The 16,074-nt window shown below is 47.5% G+C and carries 9 protein-coding genes and 9 pseudogenes; 3 read left to right on the forward strand and 15 right to left on the reverse strand.

The features are described from left to right. Positions 1–37 precede the first annotated feature (37 nt). The 13 genes and pseudogenes from ureG to urtA all read right to left on the reverse strand — a co-directional run bounded on the left by ureG (position 38) and on the right by urtA (position 11,778). Positions 38–672, reverse strand: a pseudogene (gene ureG / locus TZ48_RS11655) (urease accessory protein UreG). 83 nt (positions 673–755) lie between these two features. Next, on the reverse strand, positions 756–1,478 hold the full coding sequence (locus TZ48_RS11660) for an urease accessory protein UreF (protein ID WP_112479269.1): 723 nt from the start codon (positions 1,476–1,478) through the stop codon (positions 756–758). Positions 1,479–1,481: 3 nt separating this feature from the next. Beyond that, positions 1,482–2,053: pseudogene (locus tag TZ48_RS11665) on the reverse strand (HupE/UreJ family protein). Between the two features lie 71 nt (positions 2,054–2,124). Then, entirely contained in the window at positions 2,125–2,577 is a 453-nt protein-coding gene (ureE, locus tag TZ48_RS11670; RefSeq protein WP_112479270.1) for an urease accessory protein UreE, read from the reverse strand. A gap of 33 nt (positions 2,578–2,610) precedes the next feature. After that, positions 2,611–4,310 (reverse strand): annotated as a pseudogene (ureC, locus tag TZ48_RS11675) (urease subunit alpha). Positions 4,311–4,397: 87 nt separating this feature from the next. Beyond that, a pseudogene (locus tag TZ48_RS11680) lies at positions 4,398–4,732 on the reverse strand (urease subunit beta). A gap of 57 nt (positions 4,733–4,789) precedes the next feature. Continuing rightward, positions 4,790–5,092, reverse strand: a complete 303-nt coding sequence (gene ureA, locus TZ48_RS11685) for an urease subunit gamma (protein ID WP_042495301.1) — start codon at positions 5,090–5,092, stop codon at positions 4,790–4,792. Positions 5,093–5,125: 33 nt separating this feature from the next. After that, entirely contained in the window at positions 5,126–6,025 is a 900-nt protein-coding gene (locus TZ48_RS11690) for an urease accessory protein UreD (RefSeq protein WP_112479272.1), read from the reverse strand. Beyond that, a complete protein-coding gene (urtE, locus tag TZ48_RS11695) occupies positions 6,022–6,717 on the reverse strand; it encodes an urea ABC transporter ATP-binding subunit UrtE (RefSeq protein WP_112479273.1) in 696 nt (231 codons plus the stop codon). The genes TZ48_RS11690 and urtE overlap by 4 nt, the downstream gene beginning before the upstream one ends. 1 nt (position 6,718) lies before the next feature. Next, positions 6,719–7,568 (reverse strand): annotated as a pseudogene (urtD, locus tag TZ48_RS11700) (urea ABC transporter ATP-binding protein UrtD). Continuing rightward, a pseudogene (gene urtC, locus TZ48_RS11705) lies at positions 7,565–8,750 on the reverse strand (urea ABC transporter permease subunit UrtC). Before urtC ends, urtD begins: the two co-directional pseudogenes overlap by 4 nt. 9 nt (positions 8,751–8,759) lie before the next feature. Then, positions 8,760–10,383 (reverse strand): annotated as a pseudogene (gene urtB, locus TZ48_RS11710) (urea ABC transporter permease subunit UrtB). 106 nt (positions 10,384–10,489) lie between these two features. After that, a pseudogene (urtA, locus tag TZ48_RS11715) lies at positions 10,490–11,778 on the reverse strand (urea ABC transporter substrate-binding protein). 480 nt (positions 11,779–12,258) lie between these two features. On the opposite strand from urtA, the pseudogene TZ48_RS11720 reads away from it, so the two are divergent. Next, a pseudogene (locus TZ48_RS11720) lies at positions 12,259–13,526 on the forward strand (MATE family efflux transporter). 26 nt (positions 13,527–13,552) lie between these two features. Here the strand turns inward: TZ48_RS11720 and TZ48_RS11725 are convergent. After that, the gene (locus TZ48_RS11725; RefSeq protein WP_239670810.1) at positions 13,553–14,398 is read right to left on the reverse strand and encodes a GNAT family N-acetyltransferase; all 846 of its coding nucleotides are present in this window, start codon (positions 14,396–14,398) and stop codon (positions 13,553–13,555) included. A gap of 157 nt (positions 14,399–14,555) precedes the next feature. On the opposite strand from TZ48_RS11725, the gene TZ48_RS11730 reads away from it, so the two are divergent. Continuing rightward, positions 14,556–15,227: a CatB-related O-acetyltransferase gene (locus tag TZ48_RS11730; RefSeq protein WP_112479274.1), complete on the forward strand. Its 672-nt coding sequence runs from the start codon at positions 14,556–14,558 to the stop codon at positions 15,225–15,227. Between the two features lie 114 nt (positions 15,228–15,341). Continuing rightward, entirely contained in the window at positions 15,342–15,767 is a 426-nt protein-coding gene (locus tag TZ48_RS11735; RefSeq protein WP_112479275.1) for a DUF6515 family protein, read from the forward strand. 80 nt (positions 15,768–15,847) lie between these two features. Here the strand turns inward: TZ48_RS11735 and TZ48_RS24385 are convergent, their stop codons facing one another. After that, the gene (locus TZ48_RS24385; RefSeq protein WP_156110033.1) at positions 15,848–16,012 is read right to left on the reverse strand and encodes a hypothetical protein; all 165 of its coding nucleotides are present in this window, start codon (positions 16,010–16,012) and stop codon (positions 15,848–15,850) included. Positions 16,013–16,074 lie beyond the last annotated feature (62 nt).

A 16,074-nucleotide genomic window follows, 5' to 3' on the forward strand; every position in this document is an offset into this window, starting at 1 on the left:
ACTTTGACCGCGTATTGAGAAGCGAAACCTAAAATTCTTAACTATGAAACTCCAACATACCTTCGGTTAAGATGAAATCGATGATCGTATCGAGACCTTTGCTCTCTTTGAGGTTGGTAAACACAAATGGTTTGGTTGGTCGCATACGCTGCGTATCTTGTTCCATAACCTCTAATGACGCCCCCACATAAGGTGCAAGGTCTATCTTGTTAATAACCAGCAAGTCAGAGCGAGTAATACCAGGGCCACCTTTACGTGGAATTTTCTCCCCTTCTGCAACATCAATCACATAGATAGTGAGATCCGCAAGCTCTGGGCTAAAAGTCGCACTCAGGTTGTCACCACCACTTTCAACAAACACCACATCGAGGTTTTTGTGGCGTTTAGCAACTCTTCAACGGCAGCCAAGTTCATCGAGGCATCTTCACGAATGGCCGTATGTGGGCAACCACCGGTCTCAACACCTATGATGCGATCCGGTTCGAGCGCTTCTGCTCTGGTGAGGATTTTTGCATCCTCTTGGGTGTAAATATCGTTCGTCACCACCGCGATGTGGAGCTTATCTCGAATCGCTTTACACAACACCTCAAGCAAAGCCGTTTTACCCGAGCCTACTGGGCCACCAATACCAATGCGCAGTGGCTGTTTATAACTGTCCGTTGTATTTGTCATGTTTCTATTTCTTCCTTTGTTTTGTCACTCTTAGCTCCTTAGCTTTGAAGAGACAGATCATCATTTGCTGCCTCGTCATTAGACTAAGAGCGGAATAGTCTTGTGTACTGTGTTTCGTGAAGGCTACTGGCAATCGACACCGAAGGGGTGAAGCTGCCAATCATCCAGTCTTCCGTCTGCTTTTCTATCTCTAGTGCTTTTGAAAACTGATCCGAGAGGTGGATCAATGCCAGCTGCCCATCGGTTTGCCCAAGCGGTACCAGCTTTACACCAGCCATCACCAAGTTCTCAGCCCAGCTCCACAAGTACCCCTTCTTTAGCTCTTTGACATCAATGTGCCAATGCACAGCAGCCACACATAAACCAAGTAGCTGGTTGGGTACAAAGTCATCAAGTTCGATACCATCAACTCGAATATCCAAACGGCCTAATAGAGTGTTCAGCGCAAGACCACGCTGTTTCTCTTCTGCGCGCAGCTCTTTTGTTTCTCGGCTACTAAAAAGCCGCTCGCAAAGATCGTGTATTGTCGCTGTGTCACCCGTTTGAATCGCTCGATACAATCGGTCAATGATCGGCAGCTCCAACGTGGCGACACTGCTAAACAACATGTTCGCTAGCCACTCTTCCATCGAAGCGCGGTTTTTCACCCACCCCGCCTCAACCGCCCATTCAAGTCCTTGAGAATAAGTAAAACCACCTATAGGGAGAGAAGGACTAATCAGTTGAAATAGCCGATAGCTAGACACATCGTTGTCGTTACTGGGCTCTAAAGCGCTATCAACAGCGGTGCTGGCTCGTGATGTCATAGGCTAAGCAGCCAATAGAAACAATGAGCTTGCAGCGGCAACACCAACTGACATCCAACGAGATGCGACTCGGCTGCCAATTTGTGTGCCCAGAACCATTAATGCCGAAGCGCCAACAGCCATACCCATAGAGAATTGACCAGAGTGCCCTCGGCTTCGACACCGTGTGCGTAACCATGGAAGAACATCATTCCGATACAAAGTCCGACCGCAAGTATTACCATCTTCTGTGACGCGCTAAATGCATGCCAAATAGCAGCGCTAACCACAAATAGAGACGCGACAATCGCGGTTTCAACACCACTGACAAGTCCAAATGTACTGCCTACAAGCAGTCCCAACATTAGAGTGATAAGGGCGCCAGCAACCAAGCCGATTTTCTGAGCTGTTGTTGCGCTCAAGCAGCCGACTAAAAGGCCGAAAGCAATTAACATAATAAGATGATCCACGCCAGTTACTGGGTGCAATAGCCCACTAGAAAATGCTGTAGATTCATGACCTGGATGAGCCAGAGCCGTCATAGGTGCGAATACAAGAGAGCTAAGTGTTACGAGTTTGAGGAATGTTGTTTTCATTGAAATTTCCTTTTCATTTTGTTTTTTTATAATCAGACGGTTTGATGTCGTCTTAAATTTGCTGCAGCGAATTAATGGTGATGGTGGTGACCGCCACTCTTGCCACCATACGCACCGCCTTCTGGCTCAAATGGTGCCATTTCTGAAGTGACTGTCGCGCCTAGCCCTTCAACCATCTCATCCAACACATGATCGTGCTGATAGCGAACCCAGCCGAACTCGACTTGAAGGGGTACATGACGGTTACCTAAGTGATAGGCAACGCGCGTTAAAAGGTGCAGATCACTGCAATAAACGGATGACACTTGCTCTGGCGCGGCTTTCACCTCAATGACCAATCCACATTTACTTTTGAGCTGCTCTCCGCCTCGTAGAATGTGACCTCTTGGAAGAAACAGCCCAGCATCACGACCATCATCAAGCATGACCTTGAGGCGGCTCTTGATACGACTGTCGATTGGCAGACTTAAAAATGCGTGAGGCTGTGGCGTTAACTCTTGGGTTATTTCTATTAATTCAATCACTATTGTTGTCCTCTAAAACTGTCTAAAACTTCACTAAAACAAGAAGTAGCGCTGAGCCATTGGCAGTACTTCTGCTGGTTCACACACCAGCAACTCACCGTCCGCGCGGACTTGATAAGTTTGAGAGTCCACCTCGATGTTGGGTTGCCAATCATTGAGCTTCATATCCGCTTTACTAATGGTTCGGCACTGCTTGGCGACACCAATCAGACTGCCAAGACCTAGCTGTGAAGCAATATCAGCGTCCGCGGCTGCTTGGGATACGAACAACATGGATGTGTTTTGTGATGCTTTACCATAGCTGCCAAACATAGAACGGTAATGTACTGGCTGCGGTGTTGGGATCGATGCATTGGGATCGCCCATCGGTGCCATCGCAATCATGCCGCCTTTTAACACTACACTCGGTTTTACACCGAAGAAGGCCGGTTTCCAGAGCACTAAATCGGCGAGTTTCCCAACTTCAATCGAGCCAATCTCATGTGCCATGCCGTGAGTAATGGCCGGGTTAATGGTGTACTTGGCGACATAGCGCTTGAGACGGAAGTTATCGCTGTAACTTGAATCTTGTTTGAGGCTCCCGCGCTGCACTTTCATCTTGTGAGCAGTTTGCCAAGTACGGGTAATGACCTCACCAACGCGTCCCATCGCTTGCGAGTCAGAGGCAATCATGGAAAACGCGCCTAGGTCATGGAGGATGTCTTCTGCGGCGATGGTTTCGCGGCGAATACGGGACTCAGCAAACGCCACATCTTCCGCAATCGAGGGTGATAAATGGTGACACACCATCAACATATCGAGATGTTCATCTACTGTGTTGACCGTGTATGGTCTCGTTGGGTTGGTGGAGGATGGCAGTACATTGGATTCACCAGCGGCTTTGATGATATCTGGAGCGTGCCCCCTCCCGCCCCTTCCGTGTGTAGGTATGAATGACGCGGTCGCCTATAGCACCCAGTGTCGATTCCACAAAACCAGATTCGTTAAGCGTATCGGTATGAATGGCAACCTGCACATCCATTTCATCGGCAACGGTTAAACAGGTATCAATGGAAGCCGGTGTTGTCCCCAATCTTCATGCAGTTTGAGACCTACTGCCCCCGCCGTGATCTGCTCACGCAATGCCTCCGGTTGGCTAGCATTACCTTTACCGAGCAAACCAAAGTTCATTGGAAATTGATCCAAGGATTCAAGCATGCGGTGCATGTTCCAAGGACCCGGCGTACAGGTTGTCGCATTAGTGCCTGTGTTCGGCCCCGTGCCGCCGCCAATCATAGTCGTGACGCCAGATGCCAACGCTTCTTCAATTTGTTGAGGGCAAATAAAGTGAATATGGGAGTCAATGCCACCAGCGGTCAAAATTGAACCTTCTCCCGCTAACACTTCGGTACCGGGACCCACGACGATATCAACACCAGGTTGAATGTCTGGGTTTCCCGCTTTGCCTAGTGCTTGAATACGCCCGTTTTTTACTGCGACGTCTGCTTTGATAATGCCCCAGTAATCAAGAATCAATGCGTTGGTAATAACAAGATCAGGCGTTTCTGCGCTAGGGCGCTGACTTTGTCCCATCCCGTCACGAATGACCTTACCACCACCAAATTTAACTTCGTCACCATAGACTGTGAGATCTTTTTCAACTTCTAACCAAAGTTCTGTGTCAGCTAAGCGGACTCGATCCCCTACTGTGGGACCAAACATCTCGCGTATGCCTGTCTGGATATCTTCGCCATTATTCTTCCTTGTTGTTTTTAGATTGGCGTTTTGTTTGCAAAGCGACATTAACTAGCGCAATGCTTGCCTAACGTCAGTACCAGACGTTAAAGCGTTCCCATTACTTTGCCTTGGAAACCGTAGACTTCGCGTTTACCTGCAAATGCCACCAACTCAACCGTGCGAGACTGCCCTGGCTCGAAACGTGTGGCAGTACCTGCAGGTATGTTGAGACGAAATCCGCGAGTGAGTTCTCGGTCAAAGCTTAAGGCGTTATTGACTTCGAAGAAGTGGTAATGCGATCCAATTTGCACTGGGCGATCACCGAGATTTTCGACCTTCACAGACACCGTTTCTCTGCCGACATTGAGCTCAATGTCGCCTTTGGCGGTTTCAACCTGCCTGGCACGAAGCCTGTGTATTGCTTTGATGAACCTGCCATGTCACCTCCTAATTCCGTTAAACGAGTTTGTTAAACACCAGTTTTTAAAAGAAAGTCTTAGACAATAGGTTCATGGACAGTCACCAATTTGGTGCCGTCTGGAAAGGTGGCTTCAACTTGAACATCGGGAATCATTGAGGGTACGCCCTCCATGACATCTTCGGTGGTAAGTAATGTGCGGCCAAAATCCATGAGTTCCGAAACGGTCTTGCCTTCTCTAGCGCCCTCTAAAATGGCGCTAGAGATCAAAGCAACGGATTCTGGGTAATTGAGTTTTAAGCCTTTGTCTTTGCGCTGTTTAGCGAGCATGCCTGCGCAAAAGATCAGAAGTTTGTCCTTCTCTCTTGGGGTCAATTCCATTGATAAGCCTTATTGTCGATTCTATTTGTTGGTTCAGGTTGCCCAAATCCTAGGTGGATAAGGACATTCGCCCGTCCAATGCTCTCTCGCCGCCTGCCAAACCTGTTGGAAGCAATCTAAGATCACTTCGCTCCAGTTACCTAACGCACGAATTACAAGCAAATTTTCTAACTGGCTCGCAGCGATAACCACTGCACCTTTTTTGTTGTCTTGCTGCATGTTAGAGAGCAAGCTCTGTACCAACTGGCTAAAATCTTCGTCATCAATTGAAATATACAAAGTCCCCATCATTTGATAGTCGAGAAGCCCTTTGTTTTTCAGAAGGTTATCTTCACCTCTAACATTCAAGCCTTCTGTCAACAGTCGCTTTCCATCAAGGTAAATCTCTGTTTTTCCTACCAAATGACCAGAGCTAAATCCCTCACTTAGTGCAGGGCGACCAAAACAGTGCATCTCCCAGCCCAAAAATTGTGCACCGGTTTCTAAATGCACCTCGGTATCCATACGCACATGCGCATCTGGGAAAAAGATGTTTTCTTGAGGTAACCACTCAAGGCGAGATCCCTTTTCAACCTTAAGGATCTGACGCTGTTTGGCGTATTTAGTTTCTGAGCGATAGAACTTGGTGGCACCAGGCGTCGTTATGAGTACCTGCGCTCCGCGCTCTGCTATCGCCTTGATCTGTAATGTATCACCGCCAACGACGCCACCCGGAGGATGGAGTAAATAGGTATGACACGGATTCCCTTCGGGATAGAGCGGCCGCTGAATCGCGAGCGGCCCTTTCTGTGAACGGTGCTTAAGCACCGTTTTATCGCCTCGGTTAACAAAACCAAGATCGAGTGTCGCTTTCCAGCCAAACTCGGTTTGTGCATCAATAACCTGTCCAAGGCCTAGATGCGGCTCAACATGTGTTTGTGCAGTTGCCGTCATACCGTCAAATACTCCTTAATGAGTCCATCATTCAGTGCCGACATTTCCCCTTCAGCGACTTGGCGACCTCGGTCGAGAATGCAGAATTGATCACCCACTTTTCTCGCAAATGGGAGCTTCTGCTCCACCAACAACACCGTCAGACCCAACTTCTCATTGAGCATTCGGATGATGTCACCGATTTCCTGGACAATGTTTGGCTGAATGCCTTCGGTTGGCTCATCGAGGATCAACAGCTTCGGATTGACCACCAGAGCACGACCAATAGCCAGTTGCTGCTGCTGACCTCCCGATAGATCGCCTCCTCGGCGATGAAGCATCTCTTTTAGGACAGGGAACAGATCGAAAATGAACTCTGGGATCTTACGATCGCCCTTAGCTCGAATCGGAAGACCCACTTCTAGATTCTCTTGCACCGTTAGCATTGGAAAAATCTGTCTACCTTGAGGCACATAGCCGATGCCCATTCGTGGACGAGACTCAGCATCGTGCTTCAACAAGGACTCACCATGGAGCTGAATGTCGCCGCTGTTAACTTTGACCAAACCCATGATGCACTGAAGTAACGTGGTTTTACCGACACCATTACGTCCCATGAGCACGGTACATTTACCTTCAGGGATCGACATATCAAGATCCCACAAGGTGTGGCTTTCACCATAAAACTGATTGAGTGATTGAATCTGTAGCATGCTATTCCCCTAGATAAACCTGTTTAACTTCCGGATGCGACTGAACCTGATCCATGGTTCCTTCGGCCAGCACATGACCTTGATGTAACACGGTCACATGGCTTGCGATGGAACGAACAAAGTCCATGTCGTGCTCAACCACCACCACAGAATGTTTACCCGCGAGCGAGTTCAGCAGCTCTGAGGTTCTGTCCATTTCTTGGTGCGTCATCCCTGCCACCGGCTCATCGACCAGTAGCAACTTGGGGTTTTGCATCAGTAGCATGCCGATCTCTAGCCACTGCTTTTGTCCATGAGAAAGATTCCCTGCATTTAAAGCGGCATTGTCTTTTAAGTGGATAAGCTCAAGTACCGATTCCAACTTGTCTTGCTGCTCGCCAGACAAAGACGCGGTGTAAGTTCCCCACACACCACGAACGCCCGACATGGCAAGCTCTAAGTTCTGCCAAACGGTTAGACATTCAATCACAGTCGCTTTTGAAACTTACGCCCCACCCCTGCGTTGGCAATTTCAGATTCATTCATCTTGAGCAAATTAATGTTTGATCCGAGCCAAACCTCACCCGTGTCGGGTTTGGTTTTGCCAGTAATGATGTCCATCATGGTGGTTTTGCCTGCGCCATTAGGTCCGATGATGCAGCGCAGCTCCCCTCCTTGATATAGAGGTTCAAGTCATTGATGGCTTTAAAACCATCAAAACTCTTATTCACGCCTTCTACATACAAAAGAATATTATGGCGAGTGTCGACAAGAGGATGTTGGTCAGGCTTTAGAAATGAGAACACCTCATCACGCTTGGTAATTTCCTGTACCGAGCTTTTTAGCTGCTGGGCTCTGTGTAATGTCGTCATGCTGTTACCTCCTTTTCAGACGCCTGAGTAGGTGTAGATCGCTTCTTCATTAGAGCTATTTTGTCTGAAATAAAACCAATCAAACCCTTCGGGAAATACATGGTCGACAATACAAACAGTCCACCGAGGCAAATAGCCATACTTCAGGAAACTCAACCGTAAACCAGCTCTTGGCGTAGTTGATAACCAGCGCACCGACAATCGCCCCAAACAAAGTGGCTCGACCGCCAAGCGCCACCCACACGACGATTTCAATGGAGTTAAGCGGAGCAAACTCACCTGGGTTGATAATGCCAACTTGAGGCACATAAAGCGCACCCGCGATACCAGCGATGACTGCTGATAAGACGAATATCCATAGTTTGATGCCATCGACGTCATAACCCATGAAGCGCGTTCTTGATTCCGTATCACGGATTGCCATAGATACTCGACCAAGACGACTACTGATAACGGTTCGACAAACAATGTAGCTAATGATGAGTGCAATCCCCGTCACCACAAATAGAGCAATTTTGGTGGAATCTTGCTGCAGGCTATAGCAAGAATGTCTTTGAAATCGGTCAGGCCATTATTGCCGCCAAAACCCATTTCATTGCGGAAAAACGCCAGCATCAAAGCATAGGTCAGAGCCTGAGTCATAATGGAGAGATAAACACCAGAAACACGGGAGCGAAACGCCAGATAGCCGAACACATAGGCTAATGCACCAGGCACAAGCACAACCATCAGACAAGCGAACCAAAACTGGTCAAAGCCGTGCCAAAACCAAGGAAGCTCTTGCCAATTTAGGAACACCATAAAGTCAGGCAGAATCGGGTTGCCATACACTCCCCTATCCCCAATTTGACGCATCAGGTACATACCCATGGCATAGCCACCAAGCGCAAAAAACGCACCATGCCCTAAACTGAGGATCCCGAGATAACCCCAAACCAGATCGACCGCCAAGGCAAGCATGGCATAGCTCAGATACTTACCCATCAGTGAAATAGTAAATGTCTCAACGTGAAGCGGATGACCCGATGGCAATAGTGTGTTCGCTAGCGGAATCAAGATAACAGCGGCTAAGATCGCTAGGATTGTGAGCTGTCCTCCTTTATCACCACGCATTGCCGCGAGGACAAACGACTGAGATCCAGCACCTGCCGGATGGCCAGAAGATTGAATTGTTGATTGCATACGTTTTCCTTAACCTTCTGCCGCACGACCGCGCTGTGGGAAGAGTCCACGAGGGCGTTTTTGAATAAACAAAATGATGAACACGAGCACCAAAATCTTGGCAAGAACGGCGCCAGCCCATGGCTCAAGGATCTTGTTGAATAGACCTAGACTTAGTCCAGCAACTAAGGTTCCCCATAGGTTCCCGACACCACCAAACACAACCACCATAAAGGAGTCGATAATGTAAGCTTGTCCCATGTTAGGCCCCACATTGGTCAATTGAGATAACGCCACACCGGCCACACCCGCGACCCCGAACCGAGTCCAAACGTCATAGCATCGACTCGCTCTGAGCGAATACCCATTGCTCTTGCCATCGCTCTGTTTTGAGACACAGCGCGAACCTGAAGACCGAGTGGTGTTTTCTTTAACACCATGACCAAGCCAACAAACACCATGATGCAGAATAAAATGATGTATAAGCGGTTATAGGTCAGTGACAGCATTGGGTTGATATTCAAAGCACCTGACATCCAATCTGGCGTGCTCACAGAACGGTTAAGAGGAGAGAAAATAGAGCGAACCGCCTGCTGCAAGATCAAGCTGATACCAAATGTTGCTAATAAGGTTTCTAGAGGACGACCATAGAGGTGACGAATGACACTTCGCTCTATCGCTATGCCAACCAAACCAGAGACAATAAACGCCATCGGAATTGATAGGATAAGCGCCATACCGATATTGTTTGGCATAAGCTGCTGCATCACATAAGTGGTGTACGCGCCAATCATAATAAGCTCGCCGTGAGCCATGTTGATAACGCCCATCACGCCAAAGGTAATGGCAAGGCCGATGCAGCTAGAACGAGTACTGAACCTAGACTCAAACCAAAGAAGACAGTTTCGACACCCGAGTAAAATTTCTGACTCTGCTGATAGCTGTCAAGCGCTCGCTCGGCAGCAGCAACGACTCGCTCATCTTTTTCATTGTCGATAACTTGGTTTAAGGTCTGTAAAACGACAGATTGCTTGTAACCAGAAAGGGTCTCGATCGCGGTGATTTTGTCTACGCTCGTGTCCCCTGTTAGCGATTGGTCAATCGCCAGCGCTAAGTTAAGAATGTTGAGCACATCGGCATCTTGCTCAATCTCTTTTCTTTGCTGCAGTTTCGCCATAACGGCATCATCCGTCTTACCCAAAAAGGCGGTTACCGCGCTTAGACGAATTGAAGGTTCAGAATTCGACAAACCAAGCGATGCGATTTCTAGGCGAATCATGCCGCGTAGTTTGTTGTTTACTCGAACTTTCTTAAACTGACGAGAGGACTCGATGGCAAGCGTCGTATCATCCCAAGCGCTTTTCGCGGTGGGAGACTTTTTGATGTCGTCTGAAATGTACAAAGCCTGAAACTGCTCACTCTTTTTGTCTTTGACATAATAGAGGTCACCTTCAAGCCAAGCGGTTAATACCGATTTTGCGACTGTTGAAGATTCATTCTCAACAATCCAAGTCATCGCTGACTCTTTTAGAGGGTTGTTTTTTCCTATGAGTGCTTGGGCAAACGTCTCCCTGTCACTTACGCTAGCCAACGCGAAGTGCGTACTCAAAACAAAGAACACCACGACTTTCAATATCTGAATTATGGTTTTCATGAAATGCGTCCTTTTGGCTGCCAGAGCCTGACGTGAACTCCGGCAGAAATAAAAAGGCGCCTCAGCCTTTAAGGAAGGAACGGGAGAGGCACCGAATGACGAGGATTTATTGTGCGCTACCTGAACACTTGCCTGTCTCTACGTTGAATGCGCCACATGAGAATGGCTTCGCCCAGCTTGAGTAAAGCTTGGCTGATTCAGGTAGGTAGTTAGACCAAGCATCACCCGCGACTAGACCTGTGGTCTCCCAAACAACGTCAAACTGACCGTCGTCTTGGATTTCGCCAATCAGAACCGGCTTCGTGATGTGGTGGTTTGGTAGCATGGTTGAGTAGCCACCGGATAGGTTGGGTACAGACACACCGATCAGTGCATCTTGTACTTCTTCAGCATCTGTCGTGCCAGCATTGGTCACCGCTTGTGTCCACATATTGAAGCCAATGTAGTGCGCTTCCATCGGATCGTTCGTCACACGTTTTTCGCTAGCAATAAACTTCTGCCAGGTTTCAACGAATTCTTCATTGGCATCGGTATCCACACTCATGAAGTAGTTCCATGCCGCTAAGTGACCCACCAACGCGGACGTATCCATCCCCGAGAGCTCTTCTTCACCAACTGAGAATGCCACCACCGGGATGTCTTCAGATGAGACGCCTTGCGCGCCTAGCTCTTTGTAAAACGGTACGTTTGCGTCACCATTGATGGTCGACACCACGGCGGTTTTCTTACCTTCTGAGCCAAACTTCTTGATGTCAGAAACAATCGACTGCCAATCAGAATGACCAAATGGCGTATAGCTAATCATGATGTCTGATTCGCTCACCCCTTTTGACTTCAGGTAAGACTCTAAGATTTTATTCGTTGTACGTGGATAAACATAATCTGTCCCCGCCAGAACCCAGCGCTTAACCTCAAGCTCATTCATCAAGTAGTCAACCGCAGGAACGGCTTGTTGGTTTGGCGCAGCACCTGTGTAAAAAACGTTTTTAGATGACTCTTCACCCTCATACTGCACTGGGTAGAAAAGAATACTGTTTAACTCTTCAAACACAGGAAGCATCGATTTTCGAGATACCGACGTCCAACCACCGAATACCACGTCAACCTTCTCTTTCTCAATCAGCTCACGTGCTTTCTCGGCAAAGAGAGGCCAGTTTGATGCTGGGTCTACCACAACGCTTCAAGCTTTTTGCCCAATAGGCCGCCTTTCTTGTTTTGCTCTTCCACCAACATCAAAATGGTGTCTTTCAGCGTCGTTTCACTGATTGCCATCGTACCTGACAGTGAGTGTAGAACGCCGACTTTGATCGTTTCCTCTTCAGCCATCGCCATGCCAGATGCAAAAGCCAGTGACGCGCCCATCGCTGCAAGCTTTAATTTGAACGTCATGTTCATGTTGGATATCTCCTTGTAATGAATAGTTATTCAAAATTATTACTTCAAGAAGAGTGCCAATTTGGACAACATTGTTTAATAGCGACATAACGTTATGAAAATATTCTAGTTTTATTTTTGGCGCACAACATGGATGCTGTTAGTTCAATTTGGTGCGCTGCATCTTGGTGCAATTACAGTCCATATTTCACCAGATTAGAGAAATCGCTCGCATAAGCACCAATTTAATGCAGTCAAGTTAATAACTTGGCATTCTCACGAGCGCAAGACACACCGCGTTTTGCGAGGTAACTCTCACTACAAAAAGAGTAATTCGTTGCATATCGTGATCAAAGTCAGTAGCGTGAAAAACAAACAACCAGGGAGAACGCTATGGAACCACCGTCGTATCGCTACTTTATTAAAAACGCCCTAATTCTTGGGATTCCAATTGCACTTCAAAGCTTATTGATGAGCAGTTTAGGTTTTGTCGACAGTTTAATGATCAGTCAATTGGGCACAGAAAAAGTCGCGGCGGCGGGCATTGGCGCTCGAATATTTTGGGTTTCCATCGTCTTGGTATGGGGATTGGGCTCCGGTATGGGATCTTGTTAGCCCAATACTGGGGCGCGAACGATGAACAAGGCCTGAAACGCTATCTTGCACTGGGGACAGGCGTCACTCAAGGTCTCGCGTTTTTCTGTTTCGCGGTGTGCGTTTTCACTCCAACATTACTACCTAGCTTATTTAACCCAAGTGAGACCGTATTGGCACTCGCCAGTGACTACGTGCAATTGCTTGGTATTGCCGTGTGTCTATCTGGGTTTGGTATCGCTGCCGACACAGCGCTACGCTCGATAGGCCAAACTCGCATTAACCTGTACGTATCAATACTAGAAACAGCCCTTAATATCACTTTCAATTACATTCTGATCTTTGGCCACTTAGGTATGCCCGCTATGGGACTCATCGGCGCTGGAATTGGCAGCGTCATCGCACGTTCAATACGCTTACTCGTGGTGCTGGTTATCATTTATCGCTACTTTCCTGTGTTGGCTCTGCGTTGGCAAAATGTGGTTGAGGCTTGTGAACGCCGCATGGTCAGTAAGTTTTTCACTGTTACTTACCCAATCATGGTTGGTACGGTAATTTGGTGCGCTGGACTTTTCACATTCAATATTCTCCTCGGCCGCATAGGGCAGGCTGAGCTCGCGACGATAGCAGTCATCACTCCGCTTGAATCCATTGGCCTTGCCTTTGGTCACGGTCTATCCACTGCCACTGGGATCATGATTGGCAACAGCTTAGGCGCGAATCAGTTTAAGCACAGCACACAATATTCCAGATGGGCACTCAAATCGTCCATAGTATTGGGTGCCCTACTTGGTGGAGTATTATTGGTAGCACAAAGCGCCATTTTATCTCTCTATGGCGCACTATCTGATGACGTGACACAGCTCATGATTATGAGCTTCCCTATTGTGGCGCTGAGTATCATGTTGCGCACCATCAACATCACCCTAATCATTGGCGTGCTGAGAAGTGGTGGGGACAGTAAATTTTGCATGAACATGGACTTTGTTTGCCAATGGATGTGGGCCGTTCCTGTGACCGCTATGGGTGCCATCGTATTTGAATTACCTTTTACGACGGTACTGCTCTTGATGACATCAGAAGAAATTATCAAAGTGCTGCCAGCGGCATGGCGAGTCTACAGTGATAAATGGGTGAACAATTTAACAGAAAACACAGAACGCTCGGCAGCCTAGCCGAGCGCAATGTTAAGCCGACGTGGCTAGCCAATTTCAAATGACGTCACGCCGTAGGTTCTATCCAAGGAAAGTGCCGGTGCCTGTTTAGTGTACATTCGCGCGGTTTCGAAACAAGTCGTCATATCGTGCGAGCTTGCCAGGGTAACGGCAGGCTCGTTTACTTCTGGCACATCTAAAAAAACCGGTTTCCCAGCGTCTACGCTAGAGACTAACGCTGCATACAACTCATTGGCAATATGCTCACTATCTGCAAACAGTGGCGCGATTTTGTAGCCAGTATGGCAATCCCTAATAACCCCTGCACCAAGCACCTTACCCTCTTTCACATAGACCAGAGACGTACCGTGCATTTGACTAAACCAAGCATGGTTAAACTCCCTTCTCGCCACTGGGAAGAAACCATTTAGATAATCTTCAACCTGATAAAAGTCGACACTGGTTGCTTTCACTATCGCTTTGCTATCAAAGGCACGCTGGGCACTGCGCCCCTCATAGCGAACATTTCGATGAGACAACACAAATCCGGATCGTTGGTAGTTTTCTTGTTGGTCTACAACGCCATCCAAAGCGACATTACAGCCATCCAAATACGCCATGCCTTGATTCCATATTTGGATGCCATAACCTTTTCCACGGTACTCAGGTTTGACGATGTAGAAACCCAAAAAACCAAAGTTCGCGTCGTACTTTACTACCGAGATACAACCAATGGGCTCTCCATCGAGTTCACCAACCAAAAAACCATTAGGATCCGCCATGTGATAGTGCTGTGCGTCGTTTAGCCCAGGGTTCCATCCTTCTTGTGCTGCCCACTCAACCGCGGTGGAAACTTCATCTAACGTCATGGTTCTAATACGAAATCCTTTCATAAACTTCCCTTTCCCTACATATTCTTCTAGACCATTTGCTAGTAAACTAGTGGCCTAAAAACCGATAAACAAGATTAGATTTGGGCTTGCACGGTTCTCATGCTAGTTTTTGTGAGTCACTACCAAAAAGAAACGACAACATGAATCCTTTTCCCAATTGCTTCAAGGCCAAGTCATAAAAGATACGATCACTAACCCTAACATTCAGGTCGGCGATCACTCCTACTATTCAGGTTTTTATCACGGAAAAAACTTCGAAGAGTGTGCCGTGCGCTATTTGCTTGGCGATCCACCGACTCGAGAAGTATGGGAAAGCGGTCTCTATTCAAATATCGATAAGCTCTACATTGGTAAATTTTGCTCTATTGCATCAGGAGCAACCTTCATGATGGCTGGCAACCAAGGCCACCGAATGGACTGGATATCGACGTTTCCTTTTTCGAGTGAGACCTTTGGTGACAAAGTTCAAGATGGCTTTTTGCCCTCTGGAAACACTGTGATTGGCAATGATGTCTGGATTGGTTCTGAAGCGATGATAATGCCAGGGGTAACCATTGGCGACGGCGCGATTATTGGTGCACGTTCAGTGATCACCAAAGACGTCGCGCCTTACACCGTGGTGGTCGGTCACAATACCGTCATTAAAAAGCGCTTTACCGAGCAAGAAATCCAGAAGCTTTCGCAAATGAAATGGTGGGATTGGCCTTTAGAAACGTTGAAACAAGCTATGGACATCGTTTGCAGTCCTGATATCAACGCCTTGTTTGAGTTTTACCAAAGTAGCGATGCGCTCACAGGCGGCAAGTTGAGTGATTCACCCAGCGAATAATTTCAAGACCGACCATTTAGCGCCCATCAAATCACGACTCGTTCATGACAAAGTGCTAACCCACAAACATCCGCGACACGAAACAATAGCTCAAAGTTTCCAATTGAGCCATTTATGACTTACAAATCTTTGTTTTCTGCACTCGTTATCTGCACCGTTCTTGGCAATAGCCCTGCTTTTGCAGACCCTTGGCACAAATTTATCGACAAGCCTTGGAAAGAGCATAAACACAAACATAAAAAGAAAGAGGTGCATGTCGTTCATCACTATCCAAAGCATCGCCTACCTAAAGATGCCATTTTATTAGCTATCGCAGGAGTCACGTACGCGCTCATCGATGGACATTATTACGAGCAGAGAAAAGAGAAATATGTGTTTGTCGAAAAACCACCAAAGCGTCGCTATCGACCGGGTAAAGTCATCAGACAGCTTCCCGAAGGGGCAACAGCAGTCAATAAACGTGGCCAACAGTACTTTGTTTCGAGAGGAAACTGGTTCTTGTCCATCGGAAATGGCAAGTATGTGGTGGTAGAGCCGTAGGAAAGTTTAAAGCGGTTTAGGCGATACTCACATGTGCTGCTATAGCGAGTATCGCTCCATTCAAATCCTTGAAAAGCTGGTTACAACACCCAAGTTAGGCTTAGTAACAAAATCACAGCTGAAGTAGCAAGGTACATTGCAACGATAGTTGCAATTTCAGCCGCAGTAGACGTTGACGACTTAGATGCGCTCTCTACTTTGTTTGATTTTTCAGTGTCCAATGTTGATAGAAGTGCTGAGTTCATTGTTCTCACCCTTGTGTAATAACATTTCAAAAGACAGCACGAATTCTACCCACTTTGTGAGC

This window comes from Vibrio variabilis, from assembly GCF_003263785.1.
Lineage (GTDB): Bacteria > Pseudomonadota > Gammaproteobacteria > Enterobacterales > Vibrionaceae > Vibrio > Vibrio variabilis.